At 67.3% G+C, this 25,596-nt stretch carries 18 protein-coding genes and 1 pseudogene; 11 read left to right on the top strand and 8 right to left on the bottom strand.

The features are described from left to right. Positions 1-185: 185 nt before the first annotated feature. The 10 genes and pseudogenes from ACFSGX_RS05590 (at position 186) to ACFSGX_RS05545 (ending at position 16,117) form a co-directional block, all read left to right on the top strand. Positions 186-902 (top strand): hypothetical protein, encoded by a 717-nt coding sequence (locus ACFSGX_RS05590; RefSeq protein ID WP_380928107.1) that lies wholly within the window; start codon positions 186-188, stop codon positions 900-902. Continuing rightward, on the top strand, positions 899-2,080 hold the full coding sequence (locus ACFSGX_RS05585; RefSeq protein WP_380928105.1) for a M48 family metalloprotease: 1,182 nt from the start codon (positions 899-901) through the stop codon (positions 2,078-2,080). The genes ACFSGX_RS05590 and ACFSGX_RS05585 overlap by 4 nt, the downstream gene beginning before the upstream one ends. A gap of 11 nt (positions 2,081-2,091) precedes the next feature. After that, the gene (locus ACFSGX_RS05580; protein WP_380928103.1) at positions 2,092-2,685 is read left to right on the top strand and encodes a hypothetical protein; all 594 of its coding nucleotides are present in this window, start codon (positions 2,092-2,094) and stop codon (positions 2,683-2,685) included. A gap of 312 nt (positions 2,686-2,997) precedes the next feature. Beyond that, positions 2,998-7,161 (top strand): DNA-directed RNA polymerase subunit beta, encoded by a 4,164-nt coding sequence (gene rpoB, locus ACFSGX_RS05575; protein ID WP_380928101.1) that lies wholly within the window; start codon positions 2,998-3,000, stop codon positions 7,159-7,161. A gap of 129 nt (positions 7,162-7,290) precedes the next feature. Continuing rightward, the gene (rpoC, locus tag ACFSGX_RS05570) at positions 7,291-11,592 is read left to right on the top strand and encodes a DNA-directed RNA polymerase subunit beta' (RefSeq protein WP_157175359.1); all 4,302 of its coding nucleotides are present in this window, start codon (positions 7,291-7,293) and stop codon (positions 11,590-11,592) included. A gap of 90 nt (positions 11,593-11,682) precedes the next feature. Then, positions 11,683-12,120, top strand: a complete 438-nt coding sequence (locus tag ACFSGX_RS05565) for an SWIB/MDM2 domain-containing protein (protein ID WP_380928099.1) — start codon at positions 11,683-11,685, stop codon at positions 12,118-12,120. Between the two features lie 184 nt (positions 12,121-12,304). After that, positions 12,305-13,481 (top strand): annotated as a pseudogene (locus ACFSGX_RS05560) (glycosyltransferase family 4 protein). 188 nt (positions 13,482-13,669) lie between these two features. Beyond that, the gene (locus ACFSGX_RS05555) at positions 13,670-14,992 is read left to right on the top strand and encodes a replication-associated recombination protein A (protein WP_380928097.1); all 1,323 of its coding nucleotides are present in this window, start codon (positions 13,670-13,672) and stop codon (positions 14,990-14,992) included. A 30-nt stretch (positions 14,993-15,022) separates the two neighbouring features. Continuing rightward, entirely contained in the window at positions 15,023-15,589 is a 567-nt protein-coding gene (locus ACFSGX_RS05550; protein WP_380928095.1) for a YbhB/YbcL family Raf kinase inhibitor-like protein, read from the top strand. A 39-nt stretch (positions 15,590-15,628) separates the two neighbouring features. Next, positions 15,629-16,117, top strand: a complete 489-nt coding sequence (locus tag ACFSGX_RS05545; protein WP_380928093.1) for a GreA/GreB family elongation factor — start codon at positions 15,629-15,631, stop codon at positions 16,115-16,117. 146 nt (positions 16,118-16,263) lie between these two features. Here ACFSGX_RS05545 and ACFSGX_RS05540 read toward each other — a convergent pair whose 3' ends face one another. After that, the gene (locus ACFSGX_RS05540; RefSeq protein ID WP_380928091.1) at positions 16,264-17,004 is read right to left on the bottom strand and encodes a metallophosphoesterase family protein; all 741 of its coding nucleotides are present in this window, start codon (positions 17,002-17,004) and stop codon (positions 16,264-16,266) included. Positions 17,005-17,049: 45 nt separating this feature from the next. Next, positions 17,050-18,099, bottom strand: coding sequence for a blue-light-activated histidine kinase (gene lov / locus ACFSGX_RS05535; protein WP_380928089.1), 1,050 nt, complete (start codon positions 18,097-18,099; stop codon positions 17,050-17,052). Positions 18,100-18,263: 164 nt separating this feature from the next. On the opposite strand from lov, the gene ACFSGX_RS05530 reads away from it, so the two are divergent. Then, positions 18,264-19,124: a type 1 glutamine amidotransferase gene (locus tag ACFSGX_RS05530; RefSeq protein ID WP_380928088.1), complete on the top strand. Its 861-nt coding sequence runs from the start codon at positions 18,264-18,266 to the stop codon at positions 19,122-19,124. An 86-nt stretch (positions 19,125-19,210) separates the two neighbouring features. Here the strand turns inward: ACFSGX_RS05530 and ACFSGX_RS05525 are convergent, their stop codons facing one another. The 6 genes from ACFSGX_RS05525 to ACFSGX_RS05500 form a co-directional block, all read right to left on the bottom strand. Next, positions 19,211-20,089 carry an SMP-30/gluconolactonase/LRE family protein gene (locus ACFSGX_RS05525; RefSeq protein WP_380928253.1) on the bottom strand — a complete coding sequence of 293 codons (879 nt, stop codon included), beginning with the start codon at positions 20,087-20,089 and terminating at the stop codon, positions 19,211-19,213. A gap of 38 nt (positions 20,090-20,127) precedes the next feature. Continuing rightward, on the bottom strand, positions 20,128-20,772 hold the full coding sequence (locus ACFSGX_RS05520) for a 2-dehydro-3-deoxy-6-phosphogalactonate aldolase (RefSeq protein WP_380928086.1): 645 nt from the start codon (positions 20,770-20,772) through the stop codon (positions 20,128-20,130). Beyond that, positions 20,769-21,692 (bottom strand): 2-dehydro-3-deoxygalactonokinase, encoded by a 924-nt coding sequence (locus ACFSGX_RS05515; protein WP_380928084.1) that lies wholly within the window; start codon positions 21,690-21,692, stop codon positions 20,769-20,771. The genes ACFSGX_RS05520 and ACFSGX_RS05515 overlap by 4 nt, the downstream gene beginning before the upstream one ends. Positions 21,693-21,979: 287 nt before the next feature. Beyond that, positions 21,980-22,903 (bottom strand): Gfo/Idh/MocA family protein, encoded by a 924-nt coding sequence (locus ACFSGX_RS05510; RefSeq protein ID WP_380928082.1) that lies wholly within the window; start codon positions 22,901-22,903, stop codon positions 21,980-21,982. A 1-nt stretch (position 22,904) separates the two neighbouring features. After that, a complete protein-coding gene (gene araD1, locus ACFSGX_RS05505; protein WP_380928252.1) occupies positions 22,905-23,885 on the bottom strand; it encodes an AraD1 family protein in 981 nt (326 codons plus the stop codon). Between the two features lie 81 nt (positions 23,886-23,966). After that, the gene (locus tag ACFSGX_RS05500) at positions 23,967-25,541 is read right to left on the bottom strand and encodes an aldehyde dehydrogenase (NADP(+)) (protein WP_380928080.1); all 1,575 of its coding nucleotides are present in this window, start codon (positions 25,539-25,541) and stop codon (positions 23,967-23,969) included. Positions 25,542-25,596: the final 55 nt, after the last annotated feature.

Here is a 25,596-nt window from a genome sequence, read left to right as displayed (position 1 = left end):
AGACATTAAGCATCGGTTCTTACAATAAAGTCTCGAACCGCAAGCGTGCCTTGACCGCAGCGACAACGCCCTCCTACTGAACCGCATGCCGGTCGTTCAGGGGGAACGCCGCATCGCAGGGGGGCTTGCGGGTGGTTCGAAAGTTAAAAGCGGCAGCGATTGCCGCGTCAGTGTGCTGCGCGGTCATGATCTCCGCCAGTCCGGCGTCGGCGCAGGAAAAATCCGCGACGAAGGACGGGTTCACACTCCTCGCCGAATCGAAGAAGATCCTGCTCGTCCGGCCGACGATCAAGGTCGGCGCGCAGTCCACCGGCGGCATGTTCGAACCGAATGCCGACTGGACGGACCAGGCAAAGTCGAACATCGCGACCGCACTCGACACGGCGCAGGGCAAGCTCGGCAATACTGTCTTCGTCGCACCGGATAGCGTGGGCGCCCCGGCCCGCACGCTGGCCAGCTATCGCGCGCTTTTCTCGACCGTCGCCGATGCGGTCATCACATACCAGTTCTTCCTCGGCAACCGCCTGCCGACCAAGAAGCGCAAGGGCGCACCCTTCGCCTGGACGCTTGGGCCCGGGGTGCGCGACATCCCCGGCGGCGCCTCCGCCGACTATATCCTGTTCCTCGAAACGGAGGATCATTTCGGCTCGACCGGCCGCAAGGTCGCACAGATCTTCGCCGCCGGCCTGGGAGTCGGGATCGTGTCCGGCCTGCACAAGGGCTATGCCGGGCTGGTCGATGCGCGCACCGGCGACCTCGTCTGGCTGAACGCGGATCGTCAGATGGGTGGCGACGTCCGCGACGGCGAAGGCGCCGCCAAGCGCGTCGCACAACTGCTCGAGGATTTCCCCGGCAGCACCGCGATCGCAACACAGACCGCAACCGCGGCGACACAGCCATGACGCGCCGCCTCCGCAGCGCCCTGCTGCTGACCGCGCTGTCGCTCGCGCCAACGAGCGCGCCGACCAAGACCCGCATCGTGCCCCCGCCGCCCTACGCGGGCGCGTACCAGCCGCAGAGCGTCGACGAACGCGGTCTGTGGGCGGAGTTCGACGAGATCGAGCGCACCCTGCGCGACTCGCCGACCGTGCTTCACGACGAGGCACTGAACACCTACTTGCACGGCCTGCTTTGCGAGACGGTCGGGACGGACCGGTGCACCGGCGTACGAATTTACGTCATGCACGTCTCGGACGTGAACGCGAACATGGCACCCAACGGCACCATGCAGATCTACACCGGCATGCTGCTGCGCGTTCGGAGCGAGGCGGAGCTTGCCGCAGTCCTCGCGCATGAATTCGCCCATTTTGAGAAACGGCATAGCCTGACACGTTTCAAGGCAGGCCGCACTGCCGGCGACCTCGCAATGTGGGTTGGATTGGCCGGCGGATATGCCGGTACGCCGACCGGATCGACACGAGCTAGCCTGTACGGCGCGGTGTTCTCCTACCAGCGCAACCAAGAGCGGGAAGCGGATATCCACGGCTTCGAGTATCTCGCCGGATCGCGCTACCGCCCCGGTGCCTTCTCCGATTTCTGGCGACGGATGATGGAAGAAGCCGACGCCACGGCGCTCGGTCGCCAACAGCGCAGCACGCGCTACGACCGCACCGCCTTCTTCGCGACCCATCCGACCAACCTCGAGCGTGCCGGCTACCTCAAACAGCTCGCGATCAAGGACGGTGACGACGGTGACGACGGTGCCGATACGTTCGCCGCCGCGATGCAGAAATGGCGTCCCGCGTTCCTCGCCGACCAGCTGAAACGCAACGACTTCGGCGGCAGCGAATATCTCCTGACCCAACTGGCCGGCTCCAACTGGACGCCCGACCTGCTGTTCGCGCGCGGCGAGCTCTACCGCACGCGCGGCAACCCGCGCGACCTCGTCGCAGCCGCCGGTTTCTACCGCGCGGCGATCGCCGGTGGGCCGGTCGATCCGCTCGCCCACCGCGGCCTTGGGCTCGCCCTGATGCGGACGGGACAGGTCACCGAAGGCAAGGTCGCGCTCGCCGACTACCTGCGCGCCAAGCCAGATTGCGAGGATGCCGCCATGCTCCGCAGCCTGATCGAACAGTCATGAAGGACCAGCCGATGATGTCTCTCCGCCTCGCGGCGCTTGTCCTGACCGCCACACTGGCCACACCCGCCATCGCCGGCAACTCGCTGGTTCCGGGCGGCACGCCGGTCACGGTCGCCAAGTCGAAGCTGACCGTAACCCCGCCGACCGAATGGAACCGGCTCGGGGCCCGCCCTGGGCGAAGCGCCGAAACCTGGACGCTCGACGGCGATACGCTCAACGACCTGACCTTCTACGGCGGGATCGAGGACGGCAAGCCGATCGTGCGGGAAGTGTCGAAGAAGTCGAAGCCGTTGCCGCGTTTCAGCGGCACGATGCTGCTGAACGATCTGCCCGCGCTGTTCGAACAGACCTACCGCGTGGTATTCGACACGCCGCTGATGGAGATCGGCCGCGTCGAGCCCGCCGCCTTCGCCGGTCGCAAGGGCGTCCATTTCGCCTACAAGTTCACTCGACCCGACGAAGAGGTCGAGCGCCTGGGCGAAGGCTATGCCGCCATCGTCGACGGCCGGCTCTACATGGTGACGTTCGAGGCACCCGCGATCCACTATTTCGCTAATGGCATCGAAGCCGCCCGCGCCGTCGCGACCAGCGCAACCCTCCCCTGATCGACGGGTTCGTAGGGGTTGGCTTTTGTTCCCCCGCGGTCTATATCAAATCCAACAGTCGCTCCGGTCCGCAAGGGCCGGGGCGGCGATCTGGTCTTCCCGGGACACGATCCGACATTGCGCGACGGATCGCGACGCATTGGGAAGCACGGACATCATGACGCTGAGACTGCGATATCCACTCGGATGTCGCAGCTTTTTGTCGTGCTGCGCCTCTGCGATCCGGCCCTTTCCCAGGGTGGCGATCGTGACGAACCGGCCTTCGGCGGCACTGCAAAGTGCGCCGACGAATTTGAGCGCGAAGGATCATCCATGGCGACCCAGGCAATTACCCCAACCGTGCAAGGTGCCGCGAAGAAGCGCATCCGCAAGGTGTTCGGCAACATCCACGAAGTCGTGCAGATGCCGAACCTGATCGAGGTGCAGCGCGAAAGCTACGAGCATTTCCTGCGCTCGCGTCCCGAGGACAACTACATCTCCGGCCTGGAAAAGACGCTGCGCAGCGTCTTCCCGATCCGCGATTTCGCCGGCACCGCCGAGCTTGATTTCGTGAACTACGAGCTGGAAGAGCCGAAGTTCGACACCGACGAGTGCCGCCAGCGCGGCATCACCTATGCGGCGCCGATGCGCGTCACGCTGCGCCTGATCGTGTTCGAAGTGGATCCGGACACGGAAACCCGCTCGGTGCTCGATATCAAGGAGCAGGACGTCTACATGGGCGACATGCCGCTCATGACGTCGAACGGCACGTTCATCGTCAACGGCACGGAACGCGTGATCGTCAGCCAGATGCATCGTTCGCCGGGCGTCCTGTTCGATCATGATCGCGGCAAGACGCACGCATCGGGCAAGTATCTGTTCGCCGCACGGGTCATTCCGTATCGCGGTTCGTGGCTCGATTTCGAATTCGACGCCAAGGACATCGTCAACGTCCGCATCGATCGCAAGCGCAAGTTGCCGGTCACGACGCTGCTCTATGCGCTCGGCATGAACGACGAGGACATCCTCAACCACTTCTACGGCACGGCGACCTACGTCCGCGGCCAGGGTGGCTGGCAGGTGCCTTATGTCGTCGAGAATTGGCGTGGCCAGAAGCCGTCGTTCGACGTCGTCAACGCGGAGACCGGCGAAGCCGTGTTCCCCGCCGGCACCAAGATTTCGCCCCGCGCCGCCAACAAGGCGGCCAAGGACGGCCTGACGATGCTGCTGATCCCGACCGAGGAGATCTTCGGTCGCTACAGCGCGTTCGACCTGATCGACGAGTCGACCGGCCGGATCTACATCGAGGCCGGTGACGAAGTGTCGCCTGAGAACCTCGAAATGCTCGACGCCGCCGGCATCGAGCAGCTCGAACTGCTCGACATCGATCACGTCGCAACGGGTCCGTGGATCCGCAACACGCTGAAGGCCGACAAGGTCGAGGACCGCGATCATGCGCTGTCCGAGATCTACCGCGTCATGCGCCCCGGCGAGCCGCCGACGAAGGAGACCGCGGAGTCGCTGTTCTCCGGTCTGTTCTTCGATCCGGAGCGCTACGACCTCTCCGCCGTCGGCCGCGTGAAGCTCAACATGCGCCTCGACCTCGACGTCGAGGACACCGTCACCACGCTGCGCGCCGAGGATATTCTCGAGGTCGTCAAGACGCTCGTGAACCTCAAGGACGGCAAGGGCGAGATCGACGACATCGACAATCTCGGCAACCGCCGCGTGCGTTCGGTGGGCGAGCTGCTCGAGAACCAGTACCGCGTCGGCCTGCTCCGCATGGAGCGCGCCGTGAAGGAGCGGATGTCCTCGGTCGACGTGTCGACGGTCATGCCGAACGACCTCATCAACGCCAAGCCGGCGGTCGCCGCGGTGCGTGAATTCTTCGGCTCGTCGCAGCTGTCGCAGTTCATGGATCAGACGAACCCGCTGTCCGAAGTAACGCACAAGCGTCGCGTCTCGGCGCTCGGGCCAGGTGGTCTGACGCGTGAGCGCGCTGGCTTCGAAGTCCGCGACGTTCACCCGACCCATTACGGCCGCATCTGCCCGATCGAAACGCCGGAAGGCCCGAACATCGGTCTGATCAACTCGCTGGCGTCGTTCAGCCGCGTGAACAAGTACGGCTTCATCGAGACGCCGTACCGCAAGGTCATCGACGGCAAGGTGTCGGACGAGGTCGTGTACCTCTCCGCCATGGAGGAGGCCAAGCACACGATCGCGCAGGCCAATGCCGAGCTGGACGAGACCGGTGGCTTCGTCGAGGAGATCATCTCCAGCCGCGAGGCCGGCGAGTTCCTGATCGCCCCGCGCGACCACATCACGCTGATGGACGTCAGCCCGAAGCAGCTCGTGTCGGTTGCAGCATCGCTCATTCCGTTCCTGGAAAACGATGACGCCAACCGCGCGCTGATGGGCTCCAACATGCAGCGTCAGGCCGTGCCGCTGGTCCGTGCCGAGGCGCCGTTCGTCGGCACCGGCATGGAAGAGACTGTGGCCCGGGACTCCGGTGCCGCTATCTCCGCCAAGCGCGGCGGTGTGGTCGATCAGGTCGACGCCGCCCGTATCGTCATCCGCGCGACGGAAGGCATCGAAGCCGGCAAGTCCGGTGTCGATATCTACACGCTGATGAAGTTCCAGCGGTCGAACCAGTCGACCTGCATCAACCAGCGTCCGCTGGTGAAGGTCGGCGACATCGTCGACAAGGGCACTGTGCTCGCCGACGGTCCGTCGACCGAGTTCGGCGAACTCGCGCTCGGCCGGAACACGCTCGTCGCGTTCATGCCGTGGAACGGGTACAACTACGAGGATTCCATCCTCATCTCCGAGCGGATCGTGAAGGACGACGTGTTCACGTCGATCCATATCGACGAGTTCGAAGTGATGGCCCGCGACACGAAGCTCGGGCCGGAAGACATCACCCGCGACATCCCGAACGTGGGTGAAGAGGCGTTGCGCAACCTCGACGAGGCGGGCATCGTCTATGTCGGGGCCGAGGTCGAGCCGGGCGATATCCTCGCCGGCAAGATCACGCCGAAGGGCGAATCGCCGATGACGCCGGAGGAGAAGCTTCTCCGCGCCATCTTCGGTGAAAAGGCGTCGGACGTGCGCGACACCTCGCTCCGCCTGCCGCCGGGCGTGTCCGGTACGGTCGTCGACGTCCGCGTCTTCAACCGTCACGGCATCGACAAGGACGAGCGCGCGATGGCGATCGAGCGCGAGGAGATTGACCGGCTGACTAAGGACCGCGAAGACGAACGCGGCATCCTCAACCGGTCCTCCTACGCCCGCTTGCAGGACATGCTGGTCGGCCAGACCGCTGCGGCCGCCCCCAAGGGCATCCGCAAGGGTACGGCAATCGATCAGGCGCTGCTCGACACTGTCGAGAAGCGTGACTGGTGGAAGTTCGCCGTCGCCGACGACGCCCGCCAGTCCGATCTGGAGGCCGTGAAGGCGCAGTATGACGACGCGGTCAGCATCATCGTGAAGCGGTTCGAGGACCGTGTCGAGAAGCTGCAGCGCGGCGACGAGCTGCCGCCGGGCGTGCTGAAGATGGTCAAGGTGTTCGTCGCGGTAAAGCGCAAGCTGCAGCCGGGCGACAAGATGGCCGGCCGTCACGGGAACAAGGGCGTCATCAGCCGCATCCTGCCGAACGAGGACATGCCGTTCCTCGCCGACGGGACGCCGGTCGATATCGTGCTCAACCCGCTCGGCGTGCCGTCGCGCATGAACGTGGGTCAGATCTTCGAGACGCATCTGGGCTGGGCCGCACGCGGCCTGGGGCAGCAGGTCACGCAGGCGCTCGAGGAATGGCGCGAAGCCAATCCGGACGGCGTCACGCAGGCCGGTTCGCCGCCGGAAGCGGTGAAGGAGCGTCTGAAGTACGTCTATGGCGAGCAGTACCATGCCGACATCGACAGCCGGACCGACGAGCAGATCGTCGACCTGGCCGCCGTCCTGAAGAACGGCGTGCCGATGGCGACGCCGGTGTTCGACGGCGCGCGCGAAGCGGACGTGGCGGCGATGCTGCGGCTCGCGGGCCTCGACGAGAGCGGTCAGTCCGATCTCTTCGACGGTCGCACCGGCGATCAGTTCGATCGCAAGGTGACGGTCGGCTACATCTACATGCTGAAGCTGCACCATCTCGTGGACGACAAGATCCACGCCCGGTCGATCGGCCCCTACTCGCTCGTCACGCAGCAGCCGCTGGGTGGTAAGGCGCAGTTCGGTGGTCAGCGCTTCGGCGAGATGGAGGTCTGGGCACTCCAGGCCTACGGCGCCGCCTACACGTTGCAGGAAATGCTGACGGTGAAGTCCGACGACGTCGTTGGCCGCACCAAGGTCTACGAGGCGATCGTCAAGGGCGACGACACGTTCGAGGCCGGCATTCCGGAAAGCTTCAACGTGCTGGTCAAGGAAATGCGCTCGCTCGGCCTGAACGTGGAACTCAACACCCACGAACCGACCGCCGAAGAGCTGGCCGACGCCGCCGAGTAAGCCGACCTGCCCCCTCTCCCGTTTCGGCGGGAGAGGGTCGGGGCGAGGGACGCGCGTAGCCACTACGCCCCCTCACCCTCCCGCCCTCTTCCCACGGGAGAGGGTCAGAGATTTCAGAGAGGTTCTTCCATGAACGAACTGACCAACTTCGCCAATCCGGTCGCCAAGACCGAGACGTTCGACCAGATCCAGATCGGCATCGCCTCCCCCGAACGGATCCGTTCGTGGTCGTTTGGCGAAATCAAGAAGCCGGAAACCATCAACTACCGCACGTTCAAGCCGGAACGTGACGGCCTGTTCTGCGCGCGCATCTTCGGTCCGATCAAGGATTACGAGTGCCTGTGCGGCAAGTACAAGCGCATGAAGTACAAGGGCATCGTCTGCGAGAAGTGCGGCGTCGAGGTCACCGTGTCCAAGGTCCGTCGCGAGCGGATGGGCCACATCGAACTCGCCGCCCCCGTCGCGCACATCTGGTTCCTGAAGTCGCTGCCGTCGCGCATCGGCCTGCTGCTCGACATGCAGCTGAAGCAGCTCGAGCGCGTCCTGTATTTCGAAGCCTATATCGTCATCGAGCCGGGCCTGACCCCGCTCGAGAAGTATCAGCTTCTGAACGAGGACGAGCTGCTCGAAGCGCAGGACGAGTATGGCGAGGACGCCTTCTCCGCCGGCATCGGTGCAGAGGCCGTGCGCCGCATGCTCGAGGACCTCGACCTGGAAGGCGAAAAGGCCGACCTGCTCAAGGAACTGGCCGAGACCAAGTCCGAGCTGAAGCCCAAGAAGATCATCAAGCGGCTGAAGGTCGTCGAGAGCTTCCTCGAATCCGGCAACCGCCCGGAATGGATGATCCTCGAGGTCGTCCCCGTGATCCCGCCCGAGCTTCGCCCGCTGGTGCCGCTCGACGGTGGCCGCTTCGCCACGTCCGATCTGAACGACCTCTATCGCCGCGTCATCAACCGCAACAACCGGTTGAAGCGCCTGATGGAACTGCGCGCGCCGGACATCATCGTCCGCAACGAAAAGCGCATGCTGCAGGAGTCGGTCGACGCACTGTTCGACAACGGCCGCCGTGGTCGCACGATCACGGGTGCCAACAAGCGCCCGCTGAAGTCGCTGTCCGACATGCTCAAGGGCAAGCAGGGCCGTTTCCGCCAGAATCTGCTCGGCAAGCGCGTCGACTATTCCGGCCGTTCGGTCATCGTGACCGGTCCGGAACTCAAGCTGCACCAGTGCGGCCTGCCCAAGAAGATGGCGCTCGAGCTGTTCAAGCCGTTCATCTACGCGCGCCTCGATGCCAAGGGTCTGTCGATGACCCTGAAGCAGGCCAAGAAGTGGGTCGAGAAGGAGCGCAAGGAAGTCTGGGATATCCTGGACGAGGTGATCCGCGAGCATCCCGTGCTGCTCAACCGCGCGCCCACGCTTCACCGTCTCGGCATCCAGGCGTTCGAACCCGTGCTGATCGAGGGTAAGGCGATCCAGCTTCACCCGCTGGTCTGCTCGGCCTTCAACGCCGATTTCGACGGCGATCAGATGGCCGTCCACGTGCCGCTGTCGCTCGAGGCGCAGCTCGAAGCCCGCGTCCTGATGATGTCGACCAACAACATCCTGTCGCCCGCCAACGGCAAGCCGATCATCGTGCCGTCGCAGGACATGGTGCTGGGTCTGTACTATCTGTCGATGTTGAAGGAAGGCGAGCCCGGCGAGGGCATGCTGATCTCCGACATGGTCGAGGTGCATCAGGCGCTCAACGCGAAGGCGGTGACGCTCCACACCAAGATCACGACCCGCGTTCCGCAGACGGACGAGGCCGGCAACCAGTATATGAAGCGGTTCGAGACGACCCCGGGGCGCATGCTCTTGGGCGAGTGTCTGCCGAAGAACTTCAAGGTGCCGTTCGACACCGTCAACCGCCTGCTGACGAAGAAGGACGTCGGCGACGTGATCGACGAGGTCTATCGTCACACCGGGCAGAAGGAGACCGTGCTGTTCGCCGATGCGATCATGTCGCTCGGTTTCCGTCACGCGTTCCAGGCCGGCATCTCGTTCGGCAAGGACGACATGATCATTCCCGCCGCCAAGGTCGAACTGGTCGACGAGACCAAGGCCCTCGTGAAGGACTTCGAGCAGCAGTATCAGGACGGCCTGATCACGCAGCAGGAGAAGTACAACAAGGTCATCGACGCCTGGTCGCGTTGCGGTGATCGTGTCTCCGACGAGATGATGAAGGAGATCAAGGCGGTCAAGAAGGACCCGGAGACCGGCCGTGAAATGCCGATCAACGCGATCTACATGATGGCCCACTCCGGTGCCCGCGGTTCGCAGGCGCAGATCAAGCAGCTCGCCGGCATGCGCGGCCTGATGGCGAAGCCGTCGGGCGAGATCATCGAAACGCCGATCATCTCGAACTTCAAGGAAGGCCTGACCGTCCTTGAATACTTCAACTCCACCCACGGCGCCCGCAAGGGTCTCGCGGATACGGCGTTGAAGACCGCCAACTCGGGCTACCTGACCCGCCGTCTGGTCGACGTGTCGCAGGATTGCGTCGTGGTCGAACTCGACTGCGGCACGGAACGCGCGCTCGACATGAAGGCGATCGTCCAGGGCGGTTCCACCATCGCCTCGCTCGGCGAACGCATCCTCGGTCGCACGACCGCGGAGGACATCGTCGACACCAAGAACAACGAAGTCCTGATCCCGTCCGGCACGCTGCTGGACGAGGCCATGGTCGCGCGGATCGAGGCCGTCGGCACGCAGGGCGTCAAGATCCGCAGCCCGCTGGTCTGCGAATCAAAGGGTGGCGTCTGCGGCGCCTGCTACGGGCGCGATCTCGCCCGCGGTACGCCGGTGAACATCGGTGAGGCCGTCGGCGTCATCGCGGCGCAGTCGATCGGCGAGCCCGGCACCCAGCTGACGATGCGGACGTTCCACATCGGCGGCGCGGCGCAGCTCAACGAAGTCTCGAACCTCGAAGCCGTCACCGACGGCCGGATGGAATATCGCGACCTGCGCATCATCATGGACACGCGTGGCCGCCGTGTGTCGCTCAGCCGCTCGGGCGAACTGGCGATCATCGATCTCGATGGGCGCGAGCGGGCGACGCACCGTATTCCGTACGGCGCGTACCTGCTGTTCGACGACGGCCATGTCGTGACCAAGGGCGACCGGATGGCGGAGTGGGATCCCTACACCATGCCCGTCATCACCGAGACGGGCGGCGTCGTGAAGTATGTCGACCTGGTCGACAAGCAGACGCTGTCCGAGCAGACTGATGAAGCGACCGGCATCACGCAGAAGGTCGTGATCGATTACCGCGCCACCGGCCGTAAGGAGGATCTGCGTCCGCGGATCACCCTGATGGACGACAGCTCGGGCGAGACCGCTCGCTACATGCTCACCACCGGCGCAGTGCTGTCGGTCGAGGACGGTCAGGCCGTCTCCGCGGGTGAGGTGCTGGCACGTGTGTCGCGTGAATCGGCCAAGACCCGCGACATCACCGGCGGTCTGCCGCGGGTCGCCGAGCTTTTCGAAGCCCGGAAGCCCAAGGAGAATGCGATCATCGCAAAGGTCTCGGGTCGTGTCGAATTCGGCAAGGACTACAAGGCCAAGCGCAAGATCAGCATCCGTCCGGACGACGGCAGCGAACTGATCGACTACCTGATCCCGAAGTCGAAGGTCATCGACGTTCAGGAAGGCGATTACGTCAAGCGCGGCGACAACCTGATCGGCGGTTCGCCCGATCCGCACGACATTCTCGAAGTGCTCGGGATCGAGCCGCTGGCGGAATATCTCGTCTCGGAAATCCAGGAGGTCTATCGTCTGCAGGGCGTGAAGATCAACGACAAGCACATCGAGACGATCGTTCGCCAGATGCTCCAGAAGGTCGAGATCACCGACGCGGGGGACACGCAGTTCCTGGCGGGCGAGCAGATCGACCGGCTGGAAATGGACGAAGCCAACGAGAAGCTCGAAAAGGGTGCGATGCCTGCACAGGGCAAGCCCATCCTGCTCGGCATCACCAAGGCGTCGCTGCAGACCCGCAGCTTCATCTCGGCCGCATCCTTCCAGGAAACGACCCGTGTGCTGACCGAGGCGTCCGTCCAGGGCAAGATCGACAGCCTGACTGGCCTGAAGGAGAACGTGATCGTCGGCCGCCTGATCCCGGCCGGTACGGGTGCGGGCCTCAACCGCCTGCGCGTCACGGCCAACAGCCGCGACGCCGCCCTACGCGCCGCCAACCGCGGTTTCGCGGCGGCGACCGCAGCGGCTTCGGCTGCCGCGATCGAGAAGGCGCTGATCGCGCCGTCTTCGGCCGCGGAAGAGCATGAAGCGGAACTGGCCGACGCGAACGTCTCGCTCGGCAACGATCCGCTCGGCAATGCCGCCGGCGAAAGCCACGGCACCGACGCCGACGCGGGCGAGTATCTGAACGACTGATCCCCGGATCGATCGTGCAAGCGGACGGCGCCGTCGTCCCCGAAAGGGGGCGGCGGCGTTTTCCGTTTTCTCCTACTCTTTTGTCGCCTCTTGTCGGACGACGGGAAAAGCGCAACAATCCGTGCAGGGCGGACGTTCAATGACCCGTTCGACAAACAGGGAGACGTGACGATGGTAGCCAAGAAGGCCGATGCGGCCGCAAAGGAAGACACCAAGCCGGCCGCGAAGAAGGCCGCCCCGAAGAAAGCCGCCGCAACCAAGGTTGCCGCCGCTCCCGAGGGCAAGCGCACCGACGGCATTCACAAGCCCGTCCAGCCCTCCGCCGAACTGGCCGAGATCGTCGGCAGCGACATGCTCGCCCGCGGTGAAGTCGTGTCCAAGATGTGGGTCTATATCAAGGCGAACGATCTCCAGGATCCCAAGGACAAGCGCCAGATCAACGCCGATGCCAAGCTCGAGAAGATCTTTGGCAAGAAGAGCGTCAGCATGTTCGAGATGAACAAGCATCTGTCCGCTCACCTGAAGTAGGACGACCGACCATGGACGGCGCCGGCCCCGAGCCGAGCCGTCCATGGTCTTCTATCGAGGCCGCGCTCCCCACGCGATGACGCGTCCGATCCGGCGTGGCCAAGATGCCACGACCCGCCGCAAGTGGTTACGGAGCCGTTCGGTTCCGATGGCATCCACCGGCAGGACAGGCTAGGCGCGCACGATGCAGCCATCCGAACTTCGTGTCGCCCTGTTCAGCGGTAACTACAATTACGTACGGGATGGCGCGAACCAGGCGCTCAACCGGCTCGTCGGCTACCTTCAGCGCCAGGGCGCGCAGGTCCGGATCTATTCCCCGCGCACCGACAAGCCGGCGTTCGCCTCGGTCGGCAAGGTCGTCAACATCCCGTCGGTGCCGTTCCCCGGCCGCGGCGAGTATCGCCTGCCGCTGCTCATCTCGCCGCACGCCCGCACGGACCTGAAGAAGTTCGCGCCCAACATGGTCCATGTCGCGAGCCCCGAATTCGTCAGCCACCGCGCGGTCACCATCGCGCGCGCGCGGCGTGCCGGTCGTCGCCTCGGTCCACACGCGGTTCGAAACCTATCCGCGCTACTACGGGCTGACCTTCCTCGAACCCGCCGTCGCCGCGATCCTGCGGCGCTTCTACCGGCGCTGCGACGCGATCTTCGCGCCGTCCGAATCGATGGCCCAGCTGCTCCGCGAACAGCGGATGAACTACGATGTCGGCATCTGGTCGCGCGGCGTCGACCATGAAGTCTTCACGCCCACCCGCCGCAGCATGGACTGGCGCCGCGCGCTCGGCATCCACGACAACGACGTCGTGGTCGGTTTTCTCGGCCGGCTGGTGATGGAGAAGGGCCTCGACGTTTTCTCCGACACGATCGACCGCCTGCGCCGCCGCGGCATCGCGCACCGCGTGCTGATCGTCGGCGAAGGCCCCGCGCGTGCCTGGTTCGAACAGCGGCTGCCCGACGCGATCTTTACCGGGCAGCAGACCGGCACCGACCTCGGTCGCGCGCTCGCCTCGATGGACATCCTGTTCAACCCGTCCGTCACCGAAACCTTCGGCAACGTCACGCTTGAGGCGATGGCCGTCGGCCTCCCCGTCGTCGCCGCGCGCGCCACCGGCAGCGAAAGCCTCGTCGACGACGGCGTCAGCGGCCGCCTCATCGCGCCGGGCGGCGTCGAGGCCTTCGCCGACAGCCTGGCCACCTACATCGGCGACGACGCCATGCGCCGCGCCGCGGGCCATGCCGGCGCCACCGCCGCGCAACGCTACACCTGGGACGCCGTCAACCAGACGCTGCTCGACGCCTATCTCCGCATCGCCGAACACCGCCGCAGCGGCGGCAAACCCCCAAAGGGCCCGCTGGGCTAAACCCCAAAGCCGTCATCCCGGCGAAAGCCGGGATCTCCCTCAGGTCGAGCAACACCCCAAGCCAGAACGAGATCCCGGCCTACGCCGGGATGACGACGGTGGCGGAGTGCGCCACCAAACCGCCAGCGTCCGCACACCCGCCGCGAAAAGTTGGCCACCCCCACCGCGCGCCCTATATCCCACCCTACATGGACCTCTTCGCCCCCACCCCCGACGACACCGCCGCCACTCCCGACACCGCCCCGCTCGCCGACCGGCTCCGCCCGGCGACGCTGGCGGAGGTCATCGGCCAGGATCATCTCGTCGGTCCGGACGGTGCGATCGGCCGGATGATCGCCGCCGGGCGCATGTCGTCGATCGTGCTGTGGGGCCCGCCCGGCACCGGCAAGACCACCATCGCCCGCCTCCTCGCCGACGCGGTCGGCCTCCGCTACGCAGCGGTCTCGGCCGTCTTCTCCGGCGTCGCCGACCTGAAGAAGATATTCGCCGAGGCACGCGACCACCGCCGCCTCGGTCAGCGCACTTTGCTGTTCGTGGACGAGATCCACCGCTTCAACCGCGCGCAGCAGGACGGCTTCTTGCCCTATGTCGAGGACGGCACCGTCGTGCTGGTCGGCGCCACCACCGAAAACCCCTCGTTCGAACTCAACGCCGCTCTGCTCAGCCGCGCGCAGGTCCTGATCCTCAACCGGCTCGACGCCACCGCGCTGAATGGCCTGCTCGACCGCGCCGAGGCCGTCGAACAGCGCCCGCTCCCGCTGCTCCCCGACGCCCGCGCAGCACTCATCGCCTCGGCGGACGGCGACGGCCGCTTCCTGCTCAACCAGGCCGAAACGCTGTTCGGCATTGCGATCCCCGAACCGCTCGATCCGGCCGCGCTCGCGGCGCTCCTGCACCGCCGCATGGCGGTCTACGACAAGGACCGCGAGGGGCACTACAACCTCATCTCCGCGCTCCACAAGGCCGTGCGCGGGTCCGATCCGCAGGCCGCGCTCTATTATCTCGCCCGCATGCTGGTCGCCGGCGAGGAGCCGCTGTTCCTCCTTCGCCGGCTCGTCCGCATGGCGTCGGAGGATATCGGCCTCGCCGACCCGCAGGCGCTCGTCCAGTGCCTCGCCGCCAAGGACAGCTACGACTTTCTCGGCTCGCCCGAGGGCGAACTGGCGATCGCCAACGCCTGCGTCTACCTGGCGACCGCCCCCAAATCAAACGCCGGCTATGCCGCGTGGAAGGCCGCCGCGCGCTCCGCCAAGGAGACCGGCTCGCTGATGCCGCCGAAACTCATCCTCAACGGATCGACCAAGCTCATGAAGTCGGCCGGCTACGGCAGCGGCTATCATTACGACCACGACGAGCCCGACGCCTTCTCCGGCGACGACTATTGGCCGGAAGAAATGTCGCCGCAGACCTTCTACGTCCCCGCCCCCCGCGGGTTCGAGGCCAAGATCGCCGAACGGCTCGCCCATTGGGACGCCCTCCGCAACGACCGGCGGAGCGATCCGCCCGGCTGACGCGTTGAGGCCCGCGAAGGAGACGTCGTCATGCTCGAACATATCCCCGAAGGCGTGGGCCACGCGCTGCATGACGTGCGTCCTGGCATGGAAAAGCTCGTCTGGGCCGACCCTGCGCTCGTCGCGGTCCCCGACACGATCCGCCTGACCAGCCCGGCGTTCGAGGATGGTACGGCCCTCCCCGTCCGGTTCACCGACGACGGCGTCGGCATCTCGCCCCCGCTGGCCTGGGACAATATCACGGACGCCGCCGCCGAACTGCTGCTGATCGTGGAGGACGCCGACCCGCCGCTCCTGTCGCCGCTCGTCCACGCGATCGTCCACCGCCTCACCCCCGCCCCCGGTTTCCTGACCGAAGGCGAGCTGTCGACCGGCGAACCCGGCGTCCAGATCGGCCGCAACTCCTACCTGCGCACCGACTGGCTCGCTCCCGACCCGCCCACCGGCCACGGCCCGCACCGCTACGTGTTCCAGCTCTACGCGCTCGGCGCGCCCAGCGACCTCGGCGCGCATCCCGGCCGCAGCGCGGTCCGCGACGTGCTCGAAGCGCTCGCCATCGCTCGCGGTCGCCTGATCGGAACCTACGAACGCCGCTGACCCGCGGCCACCTCAACTCGTCTTTGGAGCCCAACGTCCATGTCCGTCGCATTTCGTCGCGAGAGCGATGAAGAACATCTCGAACCGCGTCCCGATCTGCCGATCCCACCCGGACCCAACCTCGTCACCGCCCGCGGCCTCGCGCTGATCGCGGGCCACGCGACGCTATGGGAAGACCGCCTCGAAACGGCGCTCGCGACCAAGGCGGACGAGGCCGCGGTCAAGGAAATCCGCCGCAACCTCCGCTACTGGCACGCCCGCCGCGCCACCGCGCAGGTCGCACCGATCCCGGACGGCAGCGTCGTCGCCTTCGGCACTCGCGTCACACACGCGCGCGACGGCGGCCCGGACCAGACGATCGACCTGGTCGGCGAAGACGAAGCCGACCCCACCGAAGGCCGCATCGCCTTCACCTCGCCGTTGGCCCGCGCGCTGATGGGATTGTCGGTGGACGACGTCGCCCCGTTCAAAGCAGGCGGGAAGACCGTGGACATCGAGATCGTCGCGATCGAGGCCATCCCGGACTAAGCTCCCGCACAGTCAGCTTAACCCGCGTGTCAAACCCAAACCCAAACCCGTTTGGTTCGAGCCTGTCGAGAACTCCGCGCAGAGTTCTCGACAGGCTCGAACCAAACGGGGCGGGGCGAGCGCAGCCGAGACGGCCCCGCCTCAGTCTACGCCAGCTCGAAAATCCGCGGCTTAACCTCCAGCACCCCATCCTTCACGATCAGCTCGTTGAATGAAGGCCGGCTCGTCCGCAGCCGTTCCGACAAGGTCCCCGCCCCGATCAACCGCACCGTCCGTCCGCCCACCGGATGCGCCACATCGAACGGGTCATGCACATGCCCGCTCAGCACCGCATCCGCCCCGGCCGCCGCCAGCGCGTCGAGTGCCGCCTTGCCGCCATCGGTCTTCGCCTCGCCGTGGACATGCGCGCCGTCGATCAACGGATGGTGGCACGCCACGATCGCAACCGTCCCCGGTGTCCGCGTCTTCAGCTGCGCCAACGCTTCCCTGAGCCCGTCCTTGCTCACCCGCCCATAGGCCCAGTTCGTCCGCCACTGGAACCGCGCGGTGGTCTTGAGCGGCACCAGCATCACACCCGGCAGGTCGATCGGCCGTTCCAGCGCGCGTTCCACCGCGCGGTACCGGCGATAGGGCGACAACAACCGCATCAGCGGGTTGTGATACGGAATGTCGTGATTGCCGGGCTCGATCGTCACCGGCACGCCCAGCCGCTCCAGCCAGACCCGCGCCGCCTTATACTCGGCGGACCGCGCGCGCATCGTCAGGTCGCCGGTGCATACCACCGCAGTCGGCTTCTCCGCATGGACCAGCCGTTCGAACCAGTTGAGCGCTTCGCCGTCGGCACGGCCGAAATGGAGGTCGGAAACATGGAAAAGGCGTATCGTCATGCCGCGACTACGCCCCGTTCCCGGCGGAGTTCCGCACGATCCCGGTCAGACGCCCTCGCCCGCCCCCTGCCGCCGCCGCACGATCAGCGTCGCGCGCAGGCCGCCCGGCTGCAGGTCAAATGTCACCGTGCCCCGCATCTGGCTCCGCACGATGCTCGTCAGCATCCGCCATCCGAACCCCGGCACCGGATGCGGCGCCACTGCCGGCCCGCCCGTCTCGATCCAGTCGATCGACACGCCGTCCTCGTCCAGCAACGGCGTCCAGCGGATCACCACGCGCCCGCCCGGCACGGACAGCGCGCCGTGCTTCCCCGCGTTCGACAGCATCTCGTGCATCACCAGCGCCAGCGGCTGCACCTGCACCGGCGCGATCGCCACCGGCCGCCCGCTCGGCACGACATGCTGCCGTCCGAACGGCTCCATCTCGCCGCGGATGATCGACTCCAGGTCCACGTCGCGCCACCCGCCCGCCGCCAGCAGGCCGTGCGCATGCGCGATCGAATCGACCCGCCCCTGCACGGCCTTGGCGTAGGCGACGCTGTCGTCCGACCGGCTCAGCCGCACGATCCCCTGCACCAGCGCCAATGCGTTCTTTGCGCGGTGGTCGACCTCCTTCAGCAGGCGATGCTCGCTTTTCTCGAGCAGCTGCGCCTGCCGCCGGTCGGTCACGTCCATCTGCGACGCCAGATAATAGACCACCTCGCCCCCGTCGTTGCGGATCGGGCTGATCTGCAACTCGTTCCAGAACGCGCTGCCGTCCTTGCGGTAATTCTGCAGGCTGACGGTGATGTCGCGCCCGGTCTTGAGACCCGCGCGAATCTGCTCGACCGCCGCCGGATCGGTGTCGCGCCCCTGCAGGAACCGACAATTCCGCCCGATCACCTCGTCCGCCGAATAACCGGTCAACCGCAGGAATGCCTCGTTCGCCAGGATGATCGGGCTGTCCGGCTGCGACGCATCGCTCACCACGATCGGCATCCGCGTCCGCTCGACCGCGATCAGCGCGAGCGCGGCGCGGTCGGCCGGCGCGATCTCGGCCGATGCGGCGGGACCGTCCGGGGACAGCCGCGATGGGTGGGCGGGCAGAGCGGTCACGGCGGTCCTAATGCACGGGGGTGGCGGGGGTGAACGCCCCTGATCCCGCGATGTTCACCGACTTTATTGCCCGGCCCGGCGGGAACCGTTGCCAAACAGCACCGTTCCCGAGGCTCCCCCGCCGCGCCCGCTTGGCCGGCCGCCCCGGATCGGACGCCTGGCCCATGTTGCGTTTCCTCGTCGCCGAAAGTGAAACCGCGGACGAACGCGAGGCGCGCCGCGCGCATGTCGGCACCAGCTCCGGCGAAACCTACATCGAAACACTGCTCGAACTCGCCCCCGACGCACAATGCGACCGGATCGCGCCCGCAGACCCGGACGGCGACGCCCCCGACGTCGCGACGCTCGCTGCTTACGACGCGGTGTTCATCACCGGCTCGCCGCTCCACGTGTACGAGGACAGCCCCGCGGTGCGCCGCCAGCTCGATTTCATGCGCGCCGTGTTCGCCTCGGGCACACCGTCCTTCGGCTCCTGCGCCGGGCTACAGGTCGCGGTCGCCGCGGCCGGCGGACAGGTGCAGGCGATGGACAAGCGTCAGGAGGCCGGCTTCGCGCGCCGCATCGCCGCCACCGATGCCGGCCGCGATCACCCGCTCCTCGCCGGCCGCCCCGCCGCCTATGACGCGCCCGCGATCCACGGCGACGAGGTCGTCTCGCTCCCCGCCGACGCCACGCTGCTCGCCTCCAACTCCGTCACCCGCGTCCAGGCCGCCGAGATCCGCCACGACGGCGGCATCTTTTGGGGCGTGCAATATCACCCCGAACTCTCGCTCGGCGAAATCGCCGTGGCACTCCGGCGTCAGCAGGAAGACCTGATCGAACAGGGCCTCGTCGCCGACGAGGCAGACCTCGAACGCCAGGCCGTCCTGATCGAAACGCTCGGCGATGACCCCGCCCGCCACGACCTCGCCTGGCAGCTCGGCCTGAACGAACAGGTTGTCGAACCCACCGCCCGCCGCACCGAACTGCGCAACTTCATCGACCACCTCGTCGCCCGCGTCCGCTGGGACCGCGGGCGGACTTGAGGCCCGTACTGCATCTCTACCACCTCACCCTGACGGCGTGAGGCTCGAACCAAACGGGGGCGGGATGCTAACTCAGCGACGAACCCTCAAATCCCGACCGAAACCTCGCGCCCTTCCAACCCCGGCACCGCCACCGGAAACGCGAACAGCGCCCCCGCCAGCGGTTGCGCCGCCAGCGCCTCGGCACTCAACCCCTGCTTGGCCGTCGTGGCGAACGCGGTGCGCAGGTCCGGGCCGCCGAACGCCACCTTCGTCACGTTGGCGAGCGGGAACCGCACCGTCTCGACCAGCGTCCCATCCGGCGCATAACGCCGCGCGGACCAGCCTCCGTACAGCCCGACCCAGACATGCCCCTCGGCATCCATGCTCACCCCGTCCGGATGCCCGTCTGCCGGGTCGATCGTCGCGAACACCCGCCGGTCGCTCAAGGCCCCGTCCGCATCCAGCGCGAACGCGTAGATCACGCGCGCCAGCGTATCGACATGGTACAGGATCGTCCCCTCCGGGCTGACCGCGGGACCGTTGGTGATGACGCACTCGCCACCCATCGCACGCGGTACACCGTCCGCCTGCAACCGGTACAGCATCCCGCTGGCGTCCGTCTCGCCATTGTCCATCGTCCCGAACCACAACCGGCCGGCGCGATCGACCACCGCATCGTTCAGCCGGTTGCCCGGCAGATCGGGCTCGACCGCCGCCAGCATCGCAAACGATCCGTCCGCCGGATCGAACCGGTGCAACCCGTCCGCCATGCCGACCACGAACCCGCCACGCGCCGCCGGCAACGCGAACCCCGGCATCCCCGGCGCGTCCCATCCCGTCCGCTCGCCGTTCGCCGGATCGAAGCGGTGGATGCGCCGCCCCTTGATGTCCGTGAACCACAGCGCCCGGTCGCGCGCGACCCACACCGGTCCCTCGCCCAGTTCCGCGCCGACTTCCCAAACGGGTTCCGCCATCGTCGTCATGTCCATCGCATCCTCGTTCTGCCTGTCGATACCCGTCGTCAACGCGACGCGCCGTCGCGGTACCGCCGCCACGCCGTCACCAGCGCCGCGGCTTTCGCCGCCACATCCGCCACACTGTCGCCCGGCCGGAACAGCGCCCCGCCGACGCCGATCCCCTCGGCCCCCGCCGCCAGCCAGTCGCCGATATTGTCCGCGCCGGTGCCGCCAACCGCCCACAACGGCACGGACTTCGGCAACACCTCCCCGATCGCCTTCAGATACGCCGGCCCGAACGCGGTCGCCGGAAACAGCTTCAGCCGCCTCGCCCCCGCCGCGATCGCCGCGAATGCCTCGCTCGGCGTGACGAACCCGGGCATCGGCTCCAGCCCGGCCGCGACCCCCGCCGCGATCACCGCGGGGTTCGTGTTCGGCGTCACCATCAACCGGCCGCCCGTCGCCGCCACCGCTACGACCATCTCTGTCGTCAGCACCGTGCCCGCTCCGATCAGCGCGCGGTCGCCATATTCCGCCTGGATCGCCGCGATGCTGTCGATCGGGTCCGGCGAATTCATCGGCACCTCGATCAGCAGGATCCCCGCGTCGACCAACGCACCCGCCACCGCGACCGCCTCGTCCGGCCGCACGCCGCGCAGGATCGCCACCACGGGCGGCGCGCCGCCGGCCAGCACATCGTCGATCGTCATGGTCGCTCTCCCAACATCCGCAATCCGGCCAGCGCGGCCACCGATCCGTCGCACGTCTCCGCCGCGCGCCCGTGTCGCGCCAACGCCTGCGTATAGAGCGCGGTCAGCACCGGATCACCCACCAGCATCACCGACCCGTCCGGGTCGGCAGTGGCCAGCCCCTCGCGCACCTCATGCCCGATCGTCAGCCCGGACAGGAACCCGACCGCCCAGCCGCGCGACCGTCCCTCCCGCAACTGCGCAGCCCGCGCCTCGAACAGCGACCCGAGCAGCCCGCCCGCATCGGACCGCTCCAACCCGGCCACGAAACCGTCCTCGCCGCCGCTATCGTCAGCCCCCGCGCGCGTGAGCGTCGACTGGTCGCGCAACAACGCGAACAACTCACCGGTCAGGAACGTCCGGAACCGCACGACCCGCCCGTCGACCACCTCCGCCCACTTCCCATGCGTGCCCGGCAACGCGACGACATGCCGCCCCCGCGCCAGGGACGGATACAGACTGAGCAACCCGAAGATCTGCGTCTCCTCGCCGCGCATCACGTCCGCCGCCCCGTCGTCGCGGGTACAGGCCAGCCCCGGCGCGATCACCACGCGCAGCCCACCGACCGCAACCGCGTGCGCCTCCGAGCGCCACAAATCGAGATCCGCCGGACATTCGGCATAAGGCACCTCGGCGATCCCGTTGCGCGACCCCACCATGCCGCACAGCGCAACCTCCGCATCGCGCGGCAACCCGGTCTCGAACCACGGGGCCAGCGTCTCGATCAGCGCATCACCCGGGGCCCCCGTCACCGCCGCGATCCCCGGCCCGGTGACGGTCCGCACCACGGCATCGCCGCGGAGGTGAAACAGCCGCAACCGACTGGTCCCCCAATCGCCGGCCACCCGGTCCCGGTCGCGCCACTCGTCCTGTACGGTCATCCCGCCTCCTGCGCGCACCGACCTACAGCCGGCTTCGTCGCCAAACTTGTAGGACAATTGTCATACAGCCGCAAACGCCGGCGGGCTGTCTCTGACGACGGGAGCCAGACGTCCGGCGCACTTGCCGCCCCCCTTCCCCAAACCCGTCATCCCGGAGAAAGCCGGGATCTCCGTCAGGTGAACCAAAACCGACAGGCCAAGACGCGACCGAACTGCGCCACCCCGTCAGGAGACAGGCAACCCGCCGGCCGACCCAAACGCCAGACCGACGGGCCGCCACATCACCCTCAGTCCTCGAAAGGCTCCACCACCACCCGCGCCCCGCGCAGATAGGCGTCGGCCACATGCCGCAACGGGCTTACATCCACGTCGCTCTCGCCACGCGCCACCAGTCCGGCAAACCGGTCGTAAAGCCCGCGATACTCCGCTTCCGGCGCGGTCTCCTGCAGCTCGCCGGCGATCGTCAGCACGCTGCCGCCCTTCGACAGCACCAGCGCCCCGTCGACGGTGTCGACGCTGATATCCCAGGTCTGCGGCCCCGTCTGGCGCCAGTCGAACGCCGCGGTGATCGGCACGCCGCTGTCGTCACGGAACGTCAGGTCCGCCGCGATCGGCGCACCACGGTTCGCCGGAAACGACAGCGTCCCGTCCAGCAGGAAGAACGGCCGCGGCATGATGTGCGTCACGATCGACATCGCGTTGATGCCCGGATCGAACACGCCGAGGCCGCCCGGTTCCCAGATCCACGCCTGCCCCGGATGCCACACGCGGACATCCTCCTTCCACTCGACCGCGACCGACCGGATCGTCCGCTCCGCAAGCCACGCCTTCGCCGCCGCCACGCCGGATGCGTAGCGCGAATGCCAGCTGGCGAACAACGTCACGCCGTGCGCCTGCGCCAGGTCCGCCAGCGACTTGACCTCGCTCAGCGTCGCGCCGGGCGGCTTTTCCAGGAACACATGCTTGCCCGCCAGGATCGCGGCGCGCGCCGCGTCGTACCGCACCTGCGGCGGCTGGCAGAGTGCAACCGCGTCGAGCGCGTCGTCCCCCGCCAGCATGTCGCCGATGTCGCTATAATAAGGCAGGTCGGGCAACCCGCCGCTGCGGCTCGCCACCGCCGCCAGCGTGAAGTCCGGCGACGCTTCGATCACCGGCACATGCTGGTCGCGCGCGATCTTGCCGAGCCCGACGATACCGATCCGGATCGCCATGTCAGAGCACCTTCACGGTGACGGGCGTTGCTTCAGCGACCACGATCGGGTTGCGCACCGGCAGCGTGAACGGTGCGGCCTCGATCTCGAACACATCGCCGGCCTGCGTCTGCACACCCTCGGCGAACGACAGTGTCGCGGTGCCGAAGAAGTGAACATGCACGTCGCCCGGCCGCCGGAACAGGCCATATTTGAAGTGATGCTGTTCCAGGTTGGCGATGCTGTGCGACATGTTCGCCTCGCCCGACAGGAACGGCTTCTCCCATACCGTCGCGCCGTCGCGCACGATCCGGCTCGTGCCGCGCACATCGGCCGGCAGATCGCCGACCAGCAGCTCCGGCCCCAGCGCCGCGGGGCGCAGCTTCGAATGCGCCAGCCACAGATAATTGCCGCGCTCGGTCACATGGTCCGAAAACTCGTTGCCCAGTGCGAAGCCCAGCCGCACCGGCGTGCCTGCGTCGTCGATCAGGTAGATGCCGGCGATCTCCGGCTCCTCGCCCGCATCCAGCGCGAACGCCGGCGACGTCAGCGGCGCACCGGGCGCGACCAGCTGCGTCCCGTCGCCCTTGTAGAACCATTCCGGCTGCACGCCGTCGGCCCCGGCCGCGGGCTTGCCGCCCTCGACCCCCATCAGGAACATTTTCATCGAATCGGTCGGCGCCGCATCGACTTTCGCCGCGCGGTGCATCGCGTCGCGCCCCTCGGCGGACCCGAGATGCGTCAGGCCCGTGCCGGTCATCGCCAGATGCGCCGGATCGTCATGATCAATCGGCGGCAGCAGCGTTACCGCATTCAGATCAACGACATCGCCCGTGCCCGCCGCGGCGACCGCATCGGCCAGGCCCTGCCCCGCCGCGATCGCGGCCAGCGCCAGCGCCTGCACCGACTGCGCACCCGGCACGATCCGCGCAACGCCATCGTCGCGGATCGCGGCCACGGCGCGCCCGGCGCCATCCTGATATTGCACCAGCGACAGACGCATCATTCTCTCCCGTTCATCTTGTATCGTCGTCATGCGTACGGGGCGGCCCGACCAATGCCGGTCCGCCCCGCCGGACCCGGATCAGGCCGGGGTCATTTTCCCGTCCATGCGGCGCGCAACGCCCCACGGATTGGCATCGCGCAGCACCGGCGGCAGCAGCGCCTCCGGCAGCGACTGGTAGCAGACCGGCCGCAGGAAGCGGTCGATCGCCAGCGCGCCGACCGATGTCGTGCGGCCGTCCGACGTCGCCGGGAACGGCCCGCCATGGACCATCGTGTGCGACACTTCGACGCCCGTGGGCCAGCCATTGGCAAGCACGCGGCCGACCTTGGCGGCGAGCAGCGGCACAAGCGTCGCGGCCATCGCCTCGTCGCCCGCATCATGCTGGATCGTGGCGGTCAACTGGCCTTCCAGACCCCCGATGACCTGCGCGATCTCGGCCTCGTCGCGGCATGCCACGATGATCGCGGACGACCCGAACACTTCATGACCCAGCGCCGCATCGGCGATGAACTGCGCCGCGTCGGTGCGGAAGATCGCGCCACGCGCCTGGTTCACGCCGTCGCCGACGCAACCGCGTGCGACCACGGTGACCGCGTCATGCTTCTCCAGTGCGGCGACGCCCTGTTCGAAGCTGGCGTGAATGCCGGGGGTCAGCATCTGGACCGGCTTTGCGTCCGACAACACCTTGCCGGCCTCGGCCGCGAACGCGTCCAGCTCGGGACCCGCGATCGCCAGCACCAGACCCGGATTGGTGCAGAACTGCCCCGCACCCATCGTCAGCGACTGGACGAACGCCGGCGCTATCACTGCACCGCGTGCCGCAAGGGCGGCGGGCAGCAGCACGACCGGGTTGATGCTGCTCATCTCGGCATAGACCGGGATCGGCACGGCCCGCTCGGCCGCGATCTTGACGAGCGCAAGCCCACCGCCGCGCGACCCGGTGAACCCGACCGCCGCAATCCGCGGATCGGCGACCAGCCCGCCGCCCAGCTCATGCGTCGTGCCGGGCAGGAACGAGAACACGCCCTCGTGCAGGCCGCAGTCCGCGACCGCCTTCTGGATCGCGCGCGCGACCAGCTCGCCCGTGCCGGGGTGGGCGGGATGACCCTTCACGACGACCGGACAACCGGCGGCCAGCGCGGATGCGGTGTCGCCGCCGGCGGTGGAGAAAGCGAGCGGGAAGTTGCTCGCGCCGAACACCACGACCGGGCCGAGCGCAATGTTGCGGCGGCGCATGTCGGGTCGCGGCAACGGCGCACGGTCCGGCATCGCCGGGTCGATCGTCACGTCCAGGAAATCACCCGCGCGCACCACATTGGCGAACAGCTTCAGCTGGCCGACGGTGCGCCCGCGCTCACCCTCAAGCCGGACGCGCGGCAGGCCGCTCTCGGCCATCGCGCGCACGATCAGGTCGTCGCCGATCGCCACGATGTTGTCGGCGATCGCTTCCAGGAACGCAGCGCGCGTCGTCAGGTCGGTTTCCGAAAAGCTCGGATAGGCGGCGGCGGCGAGTGCGCAGGCCGCGTCGATCTCGGCCTTGCCCGATTCGGCGAAGGCGGGATCCAGCGTCGCGCCGGTTGCCGGATCGACCGCGCGGAAGGTGGCCTCGCCGACATGTTCGGCGGCGCCCACGAGGATAGTGCCGTTGATCATGGTATTTCCGATCCGATGAATTTGTCGGACATGCGAATAACGGTTGGCCGCTCCA

Origin of the sequence: Sphingomonas arantia (assembly GCF_042682045.1) — a bacterium.
Classification (GTDB): Bacteria; Pseudomonadota; Alphaproteobacteria; order Sphingomonadales; family Sphingomonadaceae; genus Sphingomonas_R; species Sphingomonas_R arantia.
The sequence above is the reverse complement of the archived record's forward strand: the minus strand, read 5'-3'. Positions and strand labels throughout refer to the sequence as shown.

Excerpts from the sequence above, each read along its gene's own strand:
- ACFSGX_RS05590 (WP_380928107.1), top strand. The coding sequence starts at position 186 with ATGATCTCCGCCAGTCCGGCGTCGGCGCAGGAAAAATCCGCGACGAAG.
- ACFSGX_RS05585 (WP_380928105.1), top strand. The coding sequence starts at position 899 with ATGACGCGCCGCCTCCGCAGCGCCCTGCTGCTGACCGCGCTGTCGCTC.
- ACFSGX_RS05580 (WP_380928103.1), top strand. The coding sequence starts at position 2,092 with ATGATGTCTCTCCGCCTCGCGGCGCTTGTCCTGACCGCCACACTGGCC.
- rpoB (WP_380928101.1), top strand. The coding sequence starts at position 2,998 with ATGGCGACCCAGGCAATTACCCCAACCGTGCAAGGTGCCGCGAAGAAG.
- rpoC (WP_157175359.1), top strand. The coding sequence starts at position 7,291 with ATGAACGAACTGACCAACTTCGCCAATCCGGTCGCCAAGACCGAGACG.
- ACFSGX_RS05555 (WP_380928097.1), top strand. The coding sequence starts at position 13,670 with ATGGACCTCTTCGCCCCCACCCCCGACGACACCGCCGCCACTCCCGAC.
- ACFSGX_RS05550 (WP_380928095.1), top strand. The coding sequence starts at position 15,023 with ATGCTCGAACATATCCCCGAAGGCGTGGGCCACGCGCTGCATGACGTG.
- ACFSGX_RS05545 (WP_380928093.1), top strand. The coding sequence starts at position 15,629 with ATGTCCGTCGCATTTCGTCGCGAGAGCGATGAAGAACATCTCGAACCG.
- ACFSGX_RS05540 (WP_380928091.1), bottom strand. The coding sequence starts at position 17,004 with ATGACGATACGCCTTTTCCATGTTTCCGACCTCCATTTCGGCCGTGCC.
- ACFSGX_RS05530 (WP_380928088.1), top strand. The coding sequence starts at position 18,264 with ATGTTGCGTTTCCTCGTCGCCGAAAGTGAAACCGCGGACGAACGCGAG.
- ACFSGX_RS05525 (WP_380928253.1), bottom strand. The coding sequence starts at position 20,089 with ATGACGACGATGGCGGAACCCGTTTGGGAAGTCGGCGCGGAACTGGGC.
- ACFSGX_RS05520 (WP_380928086.1), bottom strand. The coding sequence starts at position 20,772 with ATGACGATCGACGATGTGCTGGCCGGCGGCGCGCCGCCCGTGGTGGCG.
- ACFSGX_RS05515 (WP_380928084.1), bottom strand. The coding sequence starts at position 21,692 with ATGACCGTACAGGACGAGTGGCGCGACCGGGACCGGGTGGCCGGCGAT.
- ACFSGX_RS05510 (WP_380928082.1), bottom strand. The coding sequence starts at position 22,903 with ATGGCGATCCGGATCGGTATCGTCGGGCTCGGCAAGATCGCGCGCGAC.
- araD1 (WP_380928252.1), bottom strand. The coding sequence starts at position 23,885 with ATGCGTCTGTCGCTGGTGCAATATCAGGATGGCGCCGGGCGCGCCGTG.
- ACFSGX_RS05500 (WP_380928080.1), bottom strand. The coding sequence starts at position 25,541 with ATGATCAACGGCACTATCCTCGTGGGCGCCGCCGAACATGTCGGCGAG.